We start from the raw sequence: 14,399 nt of genomic DNA, 5'->3' as shown, positions 1-14,399 counted from the left end.
CACATTTTAATAACTAACTTTAATGTTTGTTAGCATAAAAATAAATTATGAGTTATGAATTTGAAAACAGATTTAAGCTAAGAGATGTTCCTTATTTATTTAAGGAGACATTTAACAGATGGTTAGAAAGTGATCCATGGCGGTTAAGTGCTATAATAGCCTACTATTCTATATTGTCTTTACCAGGGCTTCTCGTTATAATAATTAATGTTATTGGAGCCATCTGGGGAACCGAAATTGTAGAGGGCGAGTTAACAAAGCAAATTTCTGAGGCTTTGGGTAGTGATGCTGCAAGCTCTATTAAGACTATGATTACAGAAACACAAAATCCAAATAGAAATATGTGGTCTACAATAGTAGGAATAGCAACATTATTATTTGGTGCTACAGGAGTGTTTTATCAATTGCAATTATCTTTAAATGATGTTTGGGATATTGAAATGAAACCCGGTTCTAATTTTACTCAAATACTAATAAGTAGAGCGCGAAGTTTTGCCTTTATTTTGGTGGTAGGATTTTTATTACTGGTAAGCTTAATAGTATCTGCTACAATTTCTATCTTAAATAATTATATACAAAGAATTTTTCCTGAAATAGTATTGTATGCTGCATATATTATAGATTTGGCGTTGTCATTATCAATAATATCGGCTTTGTTTTCGTTAATGTTTAAGTATTTGCCTAATGCAAAAATTCCTTGGAAAAGTGTTTGGATTGGCGGGTTTTTAACTGCAGTTTTATTTGTAATAGGTCAATCGCTTTTAGGATTATATTTTTCTGAAGCCAATCCTGGGTCTACGTATGGTGCCGCAAGTACCGTAGTTTTAATCTTACTTTGGGTGTCGTACTCTTGTCTTATTTTATTTTTCGGAGCACAATTTACTTGGGTATATGCTAAACATTATACAATAGATATTACACCTACCGAACATGCAAGAATAAAGTCTAAACATAAAAATTAAAAAGCAGAATACAGAGAAAAGAGACGTACAAAGGGTCCCGCTTAATTTGTATTAAATGGGACCCTTTTTTTAATAAATTAATTGACAAAATTTTATAAGCTGTTTATTTCGTCTCGTAGTTCAGCTTTCGTTTTTCCTGTTTTCTCTTGAAGTTTTCCAACCATTTCGTCAAATTTACCTTCAGAGTATGTTAAGTCATCTTCGGTAAGTTCACCATATTTTTGTTTAAATTTACCTTTAACTTGTTTCCATTTTCCTTCTAATTGATCTTGATTCATAACGTTGTTTTTATGGTTATTACTGAGGTAAAATTATTTCAAATTTAGGTAGTAGATAGACTGAGATACTCTAATTTTTAACGCAATCGCTTAGAGCTTAATAATAAATAGATTAGTAGATATAATTATCTTAATAAGATATAACTAAAGCTAATTAAGTAATTATTTGTTACAGCTAATGTTTAAATTTTTAGGATTAATTAATACTAATAATTATACGGAAATTTACCGTTATTCAATTTTAAATATAAAGCTATGGGAAGACCTACAATAAAAAATGAGGAACAATCTGATGCTTTAAGAGACAAAGGATATAGTCAAGAAAAAGCAGCAAGAATTGCTAATGCTCCAAACGCAGGAAAGCATGGAGGTGAGGCTAGCAAATACGAAACCCGAACTAAAGCAGAACTTTATGAACAGGCCAAAGCTTTGGATATTTCTGGACGATCTAAAATGAATAAGTCCGAATTAATTTCTGCGCTCAGAAATAATTAATTACATACATTTATAAACAACCAACATTTTAAACACACCATATGCAGAATAGAATTTCCCCAAATATTATAAGACAAATCTTTATACTCTTATTAATCTGTTCCTTTGCGGTTATGATATTTGTGGAGTTGGTACCTTATTTATCAGGTATATTAGGCGCAATTACCTTTTTTGTGCTGTTACAAAAACCAATGAAATATTTATTAAAAAGAGGCTGGAAGCCATCAATAGCTGCAACCTTACTTTTAATATTATCTTTTATAGGAATTTTAATTCCAATAACTGTAACAGTACTGTTGTTAGGAAGTCGTGTCGAGAAAGCTATTGCAAAATCAGAAGATTTTGTAAAAACCATTAAAGAGCAAGTATTTACATGGGAGCATGAGTTAGGATATCAATTTACTTCTAAAATAGATGCTTCCTCATTATCTGGATGGTTATCTAATAATGTACCGGATTTTTTAGGAAGTACGTTTAATATGATTATTGCTATAGGAATAATGTACGTCATGTTGTATTTTATGTTAAGTCATAGAAAAGCATTGCAACGTGCTATGTTAGATTATATCCCAATAAGTAACGACAATTTAAGAATAATAGGTAAAGATAGTCTAGCTATGGTAAAGTCTAATGCTATTGGTATTCCATTAGTAGCATTTGCACAAGGTATTGTTGCATTAATAGGTTTTTTTATATTTAATATAGAAGATCCTTTTTTTTGGGCCGTAATCGTATTTGTAGGATCAATGATTCCTTTTGTGGGAACATTATTAGGAACACTTCCAGTATTTGCACTCACACTTATAAATGGTAACGATACACAAGCTTGGGGTATTCTTATATATGGATTAGTTGTAATAAGCTCTACAGATAATTTACTTCGATTATTTATTTTAAAACGTTTGGATGATGTACATCCATTAATTACGTTGTTTGGTGTGTTAGTAGGAGTGCCATTATTTGGATTTATAGGATTGGTTTTTGGTCCGTTACTTATAAGTTTATTCTTATTAGTATTACGCATATATAAAGAGAAGTATGGAAAAGAGAGTTCTAATACTGAAGGAACTCGGTTATAGAAAATAATTTAGTTAATACATCTATTAAATAAAAAAAGTCTAAACTAGAACGTATTCTAGTTTAGACTTTTTTTGTAAATCTCAGTTTTTTAAGTCTTTTAGGGATAAATACGCGTAATGTATTGTTATTATGTGAATTACTTTGTTTGCGTTAAGTTTAGAACGGATACAGTTAAATGGTTTTTAACTTCTGCAATATCTTTACAGTAAGGAAATAATAAAGTATTATTTCAACTTAATATTAATCATTTAAAACCATATCATATGCTACGTTGGACAGTAACATTCGTAATTTTAGCAATCATTGCCGCAATCTTTGGATTCGGTGGAATCGCAGCAGGAGCTGCAGGAATTGCAAAAGTTTTATTCTTTATATTTTTAGTGTTATTTGTAATATCACTATTTACAGGAAGAAACCCTATAAAATAATCAATAATTTTTAAAAAACCACAACAATGAAAAAATCAGCTTATATATTATTAGTCGCAATAGCGATGACAGCATCTTTATCAACTTTTACAAGTTGTAGAGAAGAAAAATCAACAGGAGATAAAATTGAAGACGTCGCAGATGATGTAGGAGATGGAATTGAAGACGCAGCCGACGACGTTGAAGACGCCGTAGATTAGAAAAGAAAGCTACTTATTACTTTCTATTATACTTTAAAGGGTGTATTCTTCGGAATGTGCCCTTTTTTAATAATAATTCAATAAAATAAACTATTATGATTAAATCAGACGAATACGCAAAGCACGAAAGCGATTTTATAAAACAATATCAAAACAAAGGATATCGTGCAAATTATCAAATTGTAGATGGAGCATTAATAGATCTAGAAACTAAAGAAAAATTTAAGCCCGAACAAGTTAAAGTTGTTGCTGAACACCGTTACGAAGGGATGAGTAATCCTTCAGACATGTCTATACTTTATGTTTTAGAAACGCCGACAGCTTCTAAAGGAACATTTCTAACAGGGTTTGGGCCATCGGCAAATTTAGAAGATGCAGAATTTTTTAAAACGATTCCAGATGCTAATTATTCTGAAAATTCTAATATTTTAAAAGACGAATAGCTAGGTATGAAATTTAAATAATTGATTTTGTATGATTTAATAAGTTGAAAAATACATTGTTTTTGCATTTATAATGATAAAGATATTTGTATTTTGCTAAGATTAAATTTAAAAGTCTTTTATGAAATTATTCGTTAAATTCGACTATCAGATCGTTTGTAAGCGCGTGTTGGAAGCTCAACTAAATAAATTAGGAATTCCATACGAATTAAATGGTATAGGTGAAATTAAATTGCCTTCTGGTTTAAAACCCGATAAAAGGGAAGCGCTTATAGCTGGTTTAGAGTTTTACGGAATTGAAATTATTCAAGACGAAAAGGATGTTTTAGTACAGCGAATTAAGGATATTGTCTCTGATATGATTTATAATTATGAAGAAGATAAAACCTATAATACTTCAACCTTACTCTCTACAAAGTTAAATTATTCATACAGTTATTTGTCTAATGTATTTTCTGAAGTTACGTATTCTTCTATTGAGAATTTTGTCATCTTAAAAAAAATAGATTATGCTAAAGAACTAATGTCTAGTAATAAAGAATTAACACTAACTGAAATAGCGCATAGATTGCAATATAGCAGTGTCGCACATTTGTCTGGACAATTTAAAAAGATAACAGGCTTAACACCGTCCAGTTTTCAAAAGATAATTTTAAAACGCAGATCCAGATTATAATATAAAAAAGGTTCTAAATAATTATTTAGAACCTTTTTAGTGCTTAAAATTGTTAGCGTTTAAGGTTATTCAAACGCCTTGTAGCTAAATTTCTGTCCACCAACAGAAGCATCAGCCATTAAGCCTACTTTAGAGTGTATAAACACAGCAACACCATCTTTGTATTTTGCATCTAAACTTTCGCCAGATTTTAAAGCAAGAGCAGAAACACCTGCGTCAAACTCAAAATGGTCTTCTTTAAATCTCTCGACATCTTCTAATTGTTCAAAGAAAATAATTTCAATTAAAGCCTGTCCGCCAGCTTGTAAACCAACGCTTACTTCTTTTAATCCAGCCATGCCTTTTTTGTGGCCGTATTGGTGTAATGCACCTTTCCTGAGGCTTCGTCAAAAATAAATCCATCTTTTCTAACATTTTTAAATTCGACACAACCTGCAGATTTCTATAAAAATTCTTTTAGACCAGGTTTTACTTTTAAAAGTGTTTTTACAGCAGCATTTACTACTGTAATTGTTTTTTGTCTTTTTTACTTTATGAGTGAATCTTAAGCATAAAGCAGCCCATCAAGAGTGAAAACAAACCCTTTTTAAACTTCTGTATTCATTGATATTTAAAAAAGTAATTTTAAAGTGAAATTAAGCGTTTATTAGATGTGTTTATTCAATAAATGTAAGTTTATAAAGAATGTCACGTTTTAGTATTGTGTGTACATTATAACAGGTGTTTTTAACAGTTGTATGTCATTTGTGGGGTAATATTGTGTGTTGGTCTAAATTGTATTCATGCCTGTGTTAAACGCTAGTATTTTTTTAGGAAATTGAATTTGGATTTCATAATTTCAAATGTTTTTAAAGAAAAAATAAAATTAATTCTACTTTAAATGAAAACATAGTTTAACATCTTTGCGTAAAGATATGTTTTTAAGAAATGTAATTTTAAAATTCTGTTTATTAGTGTTTTATGGTCTTGTTTGTAAGTGGTGAGTAATTCAGAATATCGGAAATTTTAAGACTTTTCAAATTCATATTTTTAACTATTTTAGCGCTCTGTAAATGCAATATATCTAGATTAGCCTTTCTCTCTATTAAAGGATATCAAAATCTTGACTAATAATACACCATTTACAAAATGGTAAAATAAGTATGTGTAGCATTTAAAAATAGACATACTTATTATAAAACTATAAATTGTTTGTCGAATACTGTTTAAACATAATTTTAAATGTTATTTAATTCTTTCGAGTTTTTGATTTTCTTTCCTATTGTTTTTGTAGCTTATTGGCTATTAAGTAATTCATTACAAAAACAAAACATATTACTTTTGATCTGCAGTTATGTGTTCTATGCTTGGTGGGATTGGCATTTTTTATCTTTAATAATAATTAGTTCATTTATTGATTTTATAGCAGGTTTGCAAATCTATAAGTCACATACATCTCAATTACGTAAAATGTGGCTCTTGGTAAGCTTAATAGCTAACTTAGGTATGTTATCTGTGTTTAAATATTATAATTTTTTTGTAACATCTTTCACAGATTTAGTTCAAGTATTTGGTTGGAAGCCAAACGATTTAACCTTAAACATAATTCTTCCAGTAGGTATTAGTTTTTATACGTTTCAAACTTTAAGTTATACTATTGATATTTATAGGAAAGAATTACAGCCTACAAAAAATATAGTTTCTTTTTTTACATATATTGCATTTTTTCCACAATTAGTTGCCGGGCCTATAGAGCGTGCTTCAAATTTATTACCACAGATAGAGCAGCCAAGAAAATTTAGGAAAACATGGTTTAATGAGGGGGTAATTCAAATCCTAGTAGGTTTATTTCGAAAAATAGTAATTGCAGATACCATAGGTGCATATGTGGATTTAGTGTATGGAGATATTGAATTATATAATTCTATGTCTATAATTTTAGCGACTTTCCTGTATGCTTTCCAAATTTATTATGATTTCTCGGGTTATTCAGATATAGCCATTGGTACAGCTAAATTGCTTGGATTTAAGTTTCATCAGAATTTTAATATTCCCTACTTCTCAAAATCGCTAACAGAATTTTGGAGAAAATGGCATATGTCTTTATCATATTGGTTGAGAGATTATTTGTATATCTCGTTAGGTGGTAATAGAAAAGGTATTGTTATTACCTATAGAAATTTGTTAATAACCATGTTGTTGGGTGGGCTATGGCACGGAAGTTCTTGGAATTTTATAATTTGGGGTGCTATACACGGGGTAGTATTGAGTATAGAAAAGTTGTTAAAATCTAAAGGTTTTTGGGGTAATTTAAAAGGGTTAAGTTTTTTAGGCTATCCAATAACATTTATAGTAGTGCTTCTGTCTTGGGTGTTTTTTAGGTCACAAGATTTACATTCTGCGAGCTTAGCTATTAAAAAAATATTTCAGTTTAGTTTAGAGTTACCTTATGTTGGAGACGTAAATGTAATGGCTACCTCTATATTTGTATTAGCCATTGGTATTGCTTTTGACTTGTATTTATTTAATAAGAAAATTGATTTGGAAGTCTTAGGAGCTAAGTTTGTGCCTGTTAAAATTGCGGTTATCGCTACCGTTATTATTACATTAATTAATTTGTTTTATTCATCGTCTAGTAATTTTATTTATTTCCAATTTTAAAGTATGAATAGGGAAAATTTTATATATCTAGTTAAGGTTACTTTTCTGATATTAGTAGTGGCTTTTGTAATAGATAAAGCTGTGTTTCTTGCGTTAAATAAAATTAGTGATAACGTGTATTCAGGGCACAGTATTGGTAAATTAAATCAATATTTAAAAGTTAAAGACACGATCGATTATGTGGTTTTTGGAAGTTCTAGAGCAAACCATAATATAGATCCGAGTTTAATTTCTAAAAATAGTTTTAACATTGGTATGGATGGTGCTAAAATTGCATATTCGTCTGTATTAATTCAACTTTTACCAAAAGATAAGGGGCAAACAGTTTTGCTTCATATAGATCCAAATTATGCCTTCGATAAAGACTATGATGGGGCAGATATAGCGGCTTTAATATCTAAGTACAATAGAGACGGTGACATAAGACGAGAAATTGATAAATTAGGAAAAAACAACAGTCTTCAAAAATTTTTCTGGAGTTTAAGTTACAATGGAAAAGTTTTAGGAATTTTAAAAAACTATTTTGAGCCTAATGATTATTATGCTACCCTTTTAGGGTATGAGCCTATAGTAGTTACAGAAATGCAACGTGAGATTTTTAAAAACATTATAAAACGTGGTAATGTTGTAGATGTAGATGCGTTTTGTGGTACTAATTATAAAATGAATACTGCTTATAGTGAAGCACTCACAGATATAAAGTTGTTTTGCGATACTAATAATAAAAAACTTATATTATTTACCTCTCCTAAATACGAGTATCCCTGTATAGAGCTTACAAAGCAACTTAAAAATCAATTAGAAAATATGGGGTTTGAGTATTATAATCTTACAGATTTTTTTAATGAGAATAATAACTTAGATTATTGGAAAGATAAAACGCATTTGTCTCATATTGGTGCAGAGATTCTGTCAGAACATGTTAAGGATTTAGTGATGCAAAACAACTAGTGTATTCGAGTTTAATTTAAGTTCATTTAAGGTCCTTAAATTTCACAAACGCTTTGTATGTATTATCTTCAGCATTCATCTTGGTAATAAATATGTGTTTGTATGAAAAGTTATAGGCTAATTATTAGATATATTGTTACAGGAACACTTTTTGTAGTTGTTCCTATTCTTATATTAGTAGTATTGTTTGGTAAAGCATTAACTATTTTAATGCCTCTAGGTCATGCACTAACTCACAAGTTTAATTTAACTTCAATCTTAGGGCCTGCGGCAGTTATACTTGTGAGTTCAATACTTATTCTATTAGTAAGTTTTCTTAGTGGGTACTTTATTGTAAATGGCTTTTTAAAGCAATGGAGCAGTAAATTTGAAGCTACGCTTTTTTATCATTTTCCCTCTTTCCAGATGATGAAATATAGATTTATTTCTGAAACAGATTATAAAAAACAACACTTTTGGGAACCTATTTTGTTAAAAGAAGATAAAGCCTATGTAATCGCTTTTATTACAGATAAAAGTCCGTCAAATATTGTATCCATTTACATTCCAGATGCACCTAAAATGGATGCAGGTGAAATACGTTATATGCAATTATCAGATTGTGATTATATCCCAATAACCATGAAAGAAGCCATGAATGGTCTTCGAAATTTTGGAAAAGGATTCGATACAACAGTGTTTAAAATTGAAGAGAAAGTCTAACTTTAATTGTAATATTGCTGGCTGAAATTAAAATTTTTTAGCTCCATGTCAATTTTTCCAGTTACTACATCTACACTTTCGGCTTCAGCATTACGTGTCTTTTTAATTGAAACGTATGGATTTCATAAAACGTGTAGTTGTACATTGTTTAGAACAGGAATAAACCATACGTATTTTGTTACCAATCAAAATAAAAGGTATGTGTATCGTGTTTATTGTTACGCATGGCGCTCAAAGAATCAAATACAAGAAGAGTTGCGTCTTCTAAACCTGCTTAGAACACATCATATTAATGTTTCTTATCCTATTTTAGCTAATAATGGCGACTATATTCAAGAATTACTAGCTCCCGAAGGTCCAAGATATGGGGTGTTATTTTCGTTTGCCGAAGGTGAAAAAGTGCGATTCATGGATGAAAAAACGTGTTATGCTTTAGGTGAATTAATGGCTAAATTTCATAAAATAACTCAAGGTAAGTCTGTAGAAAGAATTCAATATACAGCAGAAACGTTAATGCATTTACCTTTTTCTTATGCTAAAGAATATTTTAAAGATACAATTCCGGAAATGCAATTTATAAAAGCGCAATCTGAAGCAATTACAAAAGTGTTTTCTGAAGTTGATACAACACAGCTAAGAAAAGGTGTCGTGCATTTAGATGTATGGTATGATAATATGAATATAAAAGATAACAGTAATATCACACTTTTTGATTTTGACTTTTGTGGAAATGGTTGGTTGGTGTTAGATGTAGCTTATTTTTGTAAGCAATTATTTCATATAGAATCAGATAAAACTGTATATGAACTTAAAAAGGATAAGTTTTTAGAAGGCTATCAGAGTGTGCAAAAATTATCTAATACCGAATTAAACATAATTCCAGAAACAGCAATGGCTATTTGGATGTTTTATTTGGGTGTACAATCCCAACGATTTGATTGGTCAAACATTTTTCTTACTACCAATTACTTGAAAATGTATATAGGAAAAATGAAAGCTTGGTATACCTATACTACAAGCGAGTTGGTAAATAACAGCGAGAAAAATTAACAATAGCTTATGGTGTTAAAATGATGTTTAAAACTAATATTTAGTATTTTAGAGATAAATAGTAAGACATTTTAACTTTAAAATTATGAAAAATATATTGGTTACTATTGATTTTAATGGTAAAGAACAACAAGTTTTAAATAAGGCTTTTGATATGGCTGTAGCTTTTAAAAGTAAGTTATGGATTATGCATATAGCTGCACCAGATCCAGATTTTGTAGGTTATGGTGTAGGACCCCAAGAAGTACGAGATTCCAGGGCTAAAGAGTTAAAAATAGAGCATGAAAAGTTACAAGATTATGCTTCTAAAATGAAAGCAAGACATGTAGATGCTGGCGGTTTACTAGTTGAAGGAGCTACTATAAAAACCATTATAACTGAAGCTGAAAAGTTAAACGCAGATATGATAATTTCTGGACATGAAAATCATGGTTTTTTTTACAAAGCCATTCTAGGAAGCACTGCCAAACAGCTTATTGAGGCCTCAACAATTCCGGTTTTAATTGTGCCAATTAAAGATTAATTACAAATCACTTTTTTTAAAGACGACTGCCTAATTTTTAACTTCGGAGCCAAGACTACATTTTTTTCAATTTTAATTAATTGAGGGGCGTTAATCTGTTCTAAAAACACTCTTGCAGCAAGTTTTCCCATGTCTAAAGCACATTGATCAACAGACGAAATTGGGTTTTCCATAAACTTTGTAAACGGTTCGTTACTAAACCCAATAACAGCGATGTCCTCAGGAATGTTTACACCATGTGATTTAATTTCTTTTATTGCACCTAGTAACATAAAATCACTAGAAGAGAATATACCATCAGGAGACTCATTAAATTTCATGATTTTTAGTCCTGCTTTTTTTCCGCCTTCTAAATCATTTTCTGTTTCAATAATTAAATTCTTGTCAAAAGGGATATTGTTATCTAATAATGCTTGAGTGTAACCATCTAAACGGTGTTTATAAATTTCTACAGATTTATGTCCTAAAACTGTAAGGTGTAAAATACGTTTGCATCCTTGTTCTATTAAATGTTGGGTTGCCATATATGCACCTTTAAAATCGTTTAATGTTACCGAACTTGCGCCTTTTAAATTTAGTTTTCTATCTACAAATATTAAGGGTGTATTCTTTTCTAGAATTCTATCAAAAATAGTAGTGCTTTTTGTGTTTTTTGTAATTGAAGTTATAATACCATCTACTTGCGCATTTAAAAGGGCATTAATATTTTGTATTTCTTTTTCTTCATTATCATGTGTTTGGCAAATAATGATATGATAACCTTTTGGATATAGTTCGTCTTCAATACCTCGAATAATAGACCCAAAAAAGTTTATATCTATTCTAGGCACAATGACTCCAATATTATTACTTCTTCCGCTTTTTAAAGCTAATGCTAGTTTGTTTTGTTCGTATCCTAATTCTAAAGCAGTTTCTTGAACTCGTATTTTTGTTTTAATACTAGTTTTAGGATGGTCATTTAATGCTCTAGATACTGTGGCTGCAGAAATATTTAATTTTTTAGCAATGTCATAAATCGTTGCTTTGTCGCTCATTTAATGATATTTATTGGATTGCAAAATAATGAAAAAAATAAAACCAAAAGGGCTTAATATTATGTTGTTTTTATTTTAATCAGGATGTTATTGTTTATAAAGATAAAAATAAGGAGGGTATTAATTTGTGTTTAAGCTTTTTTTATCGTTTTAAACTCCTATAAACCATTTTATTTAATTTGGATAATTCACTACCTATTGTATATTTAGTGGTGTAAAATAAAATAGAAATATGACGGTTGAAGATTTAGTAGGTTCATATACTGTTTCAGGTCGTAACCAAGATGAGAGTGAGCATGAATATAGAGGTATTCTAGATTTATCTTTAGATGTAAATCACCGTATTACCGCAAAGTGGTGTATTAATAATGAACAGAAACAATTTGGGTCCGGTTTTTTTAAGGATAATATATTAGTAATTAATTTTTATTATTTCGGAGAGAATAATACAAAGTTTAAAGGTGTTGCTGTCTATCGCGTGTTAACCCCTAATCTTTTAGATGGCTTTTGGTCGGAGAAATATGGTGACCCGTTATATTTGGGAACAGAACGTTGCTTTAAAAGGCAAATACATACACTATTAAATTAAAAACAGGTTTAACGTATTTAAAATTAAACCTGTTGTTAATAGTATTAAGTTGATGTAAATTGCTTTTAATTTAAACTTCTTAAATATTCTAGAATCGCTCTAGCTTGCTCTTCGCTTATAGGAGCCGTTACCATTGGAGCTTTATTATATTCGTCATAAATGCCTTTTGCTAATGGATCTTTTTTAATCATTTCAGCGGTATTCATGGTCATATTCATGATCCATTCAGGACTTCTTTTTTGAGTAATATCACCTAATGCCGGACCAATAAATTTTCTGTCTGTTTTATGGCAACCTACACAAGTTGTATTGAAAATAGTTTTTCCTTTTTCAGCCAAATCTCCATCTATAGTCTCATGTAAATCAACATTTTTAATAGGTCCAATACCTTTATTCTCTAAATCAACTATAGTTTCAAAAGAACTGTTTTCTTCTGCTGTTGTAGTGGCTTTAGCAGGTGTAGTTGTTTTAGGAGTGTTATATTCAAATTTCTTTTTTTCTGTTTTATTGTCTCCACAACTTAATACAAGAAGAGCTAATGCAATATAGAGTGCGTTTTTCATGAAAAAATATTTTAATTTAATCTATAAAATTATAAATAGTTTCTAGGTTCTAAAATGATTATGATCATATCTTTTAACTTTATGTATATTTAGCTATCCACATTGGGCTTAAGATATATGAGTCGTTTAAAACTTGTTTTATTAAAAGTTTATTTGTGTTTATAATATAAATGATTTTTATAATAGTTATAGCAAGGTTTTAATATTAAATTTACTTAACTATTGATGTATAAAATTTTAACTCTAATGAAATTTGCTTTTTTCTTTTTGTGTGTTTTATCAATGCATTATATAACTGCACAGCAACTAAAAGGTAAAGTTTTAGATCGGGATACAAATACACCTTTAGAAGATGTGAATATTTATTTTAAAAGTGATACAAGCACTGGTACTGTTTCTGACGAAGATGGAGTGTTTAAGTTGGATATTAAGAATCATGATAAAACTTCTGACGACATAGTGTTTTCTGTAGTAGGATACACTTCTTTAGAATATACTATTGAAGAGGTTAAGTCTAGAAATTATATATTATTTCTTAATAAGAAAAATGAAGATTTGGATGAAGTTCTTGTGGTTGCTGATTATGATTTGCGGCCAGAATTAATCTATAAAAAAATGACCCCTTTAACATGGGGAGTACATCATTTTGGGGCAGTTTTAGTAGCAGATAAAATATACGTTTTTGGAGGTGATAGAACAGCTATAATTGAAAGTGAAAAGCAAGCCATGGAGCAAGCATTAGACATGGATGAGTTTTTTAAAATGCTTAAGTCTAAATTGGTTTATGAGCAGTATAGTGATAAATTACAAGTGTATGATATTGCAAAAGACTCTATTTATTTTTCAGATTTAGAATTAAAAAAACGTGCTTATCATGAAGCGGTAGCTATAAATAATACCGTATATGTTTTAGGTGGAAAATCATTATCTAGAAACAAGTTAAAAGAATATCTGCAAAATGATATTGAAGTAGTAGATTTGGATTATAAGCAATTAAAAATAGATAATACGTATCCGCATCAAGCTATAAATTTTGCGGCAGTCGCATATCAAGATAATGTGATTGTAATGGGAGGATCTACGAGTAAGAGTAGTAACAATAAAAAAACCTTTAGTAATAAGTCTTATATTTATAACACCACGTCTGGATATTGGTATGAACTAGCTAAAATGACTTCTGCGAAAGAAGTTAACGCTGTATTAGTAAATAATAATGTGTATCTCATTGGCGGATTTAATACGAAGGCATTGGCTACCATAGAATATTATAATATTAAAACGGGGAACTGGCACACAGTAGGCGAGATGTTTACAGCTATGGAAAATCCTGCCTTAACTCATTTTAACAATGTTATTTATATTTTTAATGACGACACCTTATTAACGTACAATACGGTAACCCATGTTTTAAATTCTTACAAAACAAATCTGGATGTTTTTAATGCTTCGCTCTTTTATAATAACGGAAAATTGTTTTTAGTAGGCGGACTCACAAATTATAATTATACCATTTCGCCAGCATCAAAAATCTATCAATTCGATTTAAGAGATTTGTCTAGAACCCAAATTATAGAAACCAAGGTGCTTCATTAAATTACCTATTAAATAGGTTCTACTTTTTTTTAGCATTAAACCAGCAGTCTAACTTTAACTCTACACTACCTGTTTTATTTAAAACGTAATATGGAGGGGTATTCTGTTCTTGTTTTTGCTAATTTCATCAATATTTTTCTTTTAACTTTTGTAATCATAAAAAAATCCCTACTTTTGGTAAACCAGTGTGGT

At 29.8% G+C, this 14,399-nt stretch carries 18 protein-coding genes; 14 read left to right on the top strand and 4 right to left on the bottom strand.

The features are described 5' to 3' along the window. The first annotated feature begins 47 nt into the window (after positions 1-47). Positions 48-962, top strand: a complete 915-nt coding sequence (locus FNB79_RS01075; protein ID WP_143379541.1) for a YihY/virulence factor BrkB family protein — start codon at positions 48-50, stop codon at positions 960-962. A 92-nt stretch (positions 963-1,054) separates the two neighbouring features. Here the strand turns inward: FNB79_RS01075 and FNB79_RS01070 are convergent, their stop codons facing one another. Further along, positions 1,055-1,240: a CsbD family protein gene (locus tag FNB79_RS01070; protein WP_143379540.1), complete on the bottom strand. Its 186-nt coding sequence runs from the start codon at positions 1,238-1,240 to the stop codon at positions 1,055-1,057. Between the two features lie 255 nt (positions 1,241-1,495). On the opposite strand from FNB79_RS01070, the gene FNB79_RS01065 reads away from it, so the two are divergent. The 6 genes from FNB79_RS01065 (at position 1,496) to FNB79_RS01045 (ending at position 4,562) form a co-directional block, all read left to right on the top strand. Further along, complete coding sequence (locus tag FNB79_RS01065; protein ID WP_143379539.1) at positions 1,496-1,735, top strand: DUF7218 family protein; 240 nt, start codon at positions 1,496-1,498, stop codon at positions 1,733-1,735. A 41-nt stretch (positions 1,736-1,776) separates the two neighbouring features. Continuing rightward, positions 1,777-2,814, top strand: a complete 1,038-nt coding sequence (locus FNB79_RS01060) for an AI-2E family transporter (protein ID WP_143379538.1) — start codon at positions 1,777-1,779, stop codon at positions 2,812-2,814. Positions 2,815-3,078: 264 nt separating this feature from the next. Then, positions 3,079-3,243, top strand: coding sequence for a DUF1328 family protein (locus FNB79_RS01055; protein ID WP_143379537.1), 165 nt, complete (start codon positions 3,079-3,081; stop codon positions 3,241-3,243). Between the two features lie 26 nt (positions 3,244-3,269). After that, entirely contained in the window at positions 3,270-3,443 is a 174-nt protein-coding gene (locus FNB79_RS17125) for a hypothetical protein (RefSeq protein WP_185967822.1), read from the top strand. A gap of 95 nt (positions 3,444-3,538) precedes the next feature. Continuing rightward, positions 3,539-3,886: a hypothetical protein gene (locus FNB79_RS01050; RefSeq protein ID WP_143379536.1), complete on the top strand. Its 348-nt coding sequence runs from the start codon at positions 3,539-3,541 to the stop codon at positions 3,884-3,886. A gap of 121 nt (positions 3,887-4,007) precedes the next feature. After that, positions 4,008-4,562 carry a helix-turn-helix domain-containing protein gene (locus tag FNB79_RS01045; RefSeq protein ID WP_143379535.1) on the top strand — a complete coding sequence of 185 codons (555 nt, stop codon included), beginning with the start codon at positions 4,008-4,010 and terminating at the stop codon, positions 4,560-4,562. A 65-nt stretch (positions 4,563-4,627) separates the two neighbouring features. Here FNB79_RS01045 and FNB79_RS01040 read toward each other — a convergent pair whose 3' ends face one another. Beyond that, positions 4,628-4,900 carry a YSC84-related protein gene (locus FNB79_RS01040; RefSeq protein ID WP_143379534.1) on the bottom strand — a complete coding sequence of 91 codons (273 nt, stop codon included), beginning with the start codon at positions 4,898-4,900 and terminating at the stop codon, positions 4,628-4,630. 883 nt (positions 4,901-5,783) lie between these two features. On the opposite strand from FNB79_RS01040, the gene FNB79_RS01035 reads away from it, so the two are divergent. The 5 genes from FNB79_RS01035 to FNB79_RS01015 all read left to right on the top strand — a co-directional run bounded on the left by FNB79_RS01035 (position 5,784) and on the right by FNB79_RS01015 (position 10,428). Further along, positions 5,784-7,202: an MBOAT family O-acyltransferase gene (locus FNB79_RS01035; protein ID WP_143379533.1), complete on the top strand. Its 1,419-nt coding sequence runs from the start codon at positions 5,784-5,786 to the stop codon at positions 7,200-7,202. A 3-nt stretch (positions 7,203-7,205) separates the two neighbouring features. After that, complete coding sequence (locus FNB79_RS01030; RefSeq protein ID WP_143379532.1) at positions 7,206-8,153, top strand: hypothetical protein; 948 nt, start codon at positions 7,206-7,208, stop codon at positions 8,151-8,153. 102 nt (positions 8,154-8,255) lie between these two features. Beyond that, positions 8,256-8,855, top strand: a complete 600-nt coding sequence (locus FNB79_RS01025; protein ID WP_143379531.1) for a DUF502 domain-containing protein — start codon at positions 8,256-8,258, stop codon at positions 8,853-8,855. Between the two features lie 45 nt (positions 8,856-8,900). After that, a complete protein-coding gene (locus FNB79_RS01020; RefSeq protein WP_143379530.1) occupies positions 8,901-9,905 on the top strand; it encodes a phosphotransferase in 1,005 nt (334 codons plus the stop codon). 85 nt (positions 9,906-9,990) lie between these two features. After that, the gene (locus FNB79_RS01015) at positions 9,991-10,428 is read left to right on the top strand and encodes a universal stress protein (RefSeq protein WP_143379529.1); all 438 of its coding nucleotides are present in this window, start codon (positions 9,991-9,993) and stop codon (positions 10,426-10,428) included. Here the strand turns inward: FNB79_RS01015 and FNB79_RS01010 are convergent. After that, the gene (locus tag FNB79_RS01010) at positions 10,425-11,462 is read right to left on the bottom strand and encodes a LacI family DNA-binding transcriptional regulator (RefSeq protein ID WP_143379528.1); all 1,038 of its coding nucleotides are present in this window, start codon (positions 11,460-11,462) and stop codon (positions 10,425-10,427) included. The two genes, FNB79_RS01015 and FNB79_RS01010, sit on opposite strands and share 4 nt — an antisense overlap. A gap of 232 nt (positions 11,463-11,694) precedes the next feature. On the opposite strand from FNB79_RS01010, the gene FNB79_RS01005 reads away from it, so the two are divergent. Further along, on the top strand, positions 11,695-12,051 hold the full coding sequence (locus tag FNB79_RS01005) for a hypothetical protein (protein ID WP_143379527.1): 357 nt from the start codon (positions 11,695-11,697) through the stop codon (positions 12,049-12,051). Positions 12,052-12,116: 65 nt separating this feature from the next. On the opposite strand, the gene FNB79_RS01000 is transcribed toward FNB79_RS01005, so the two are convergent. Next, entirely contained in the window at positions 12,117-12,614 is a 498-nt protein-coding gene (locus FNB79_RS01000; protein ID WP_143379526.1) for a c-type cytochrome, read from the bottom strand. A gap of 282 nt (positions 12,615-12,896) precedes the next feature. On the opposite strand from FNB79_RS01000, the gene FNB79_RS00995 reads away from it, so the two are divergent. After that, entirely contained in the window at positions 12,897-14,207 is a 1,311-nt protein-coding gene (locus tag FNB79_RS00995) for a Kelch repeat-containing protein (protein ID WP_185967821.1), read from the top strand. The last annotated feature ends 192 nt before the right edge of the window (positions 14,208-14,399 follow it).

The organism is Formosa sediminum, from assembly GCF_007197735.1.
GTDB classification, from domain to species: Bacteria; Bacteroidota; Bacteroidia; order Flavobacteriales; family Flavobacteriaceae; genus Formosa; species Formosa sediminum.
The sequence above is the reverse complement of the archived record's forward strand: the minus strand, read 5'-3'. Positions and strand labels throughout refer to the sequence as shown.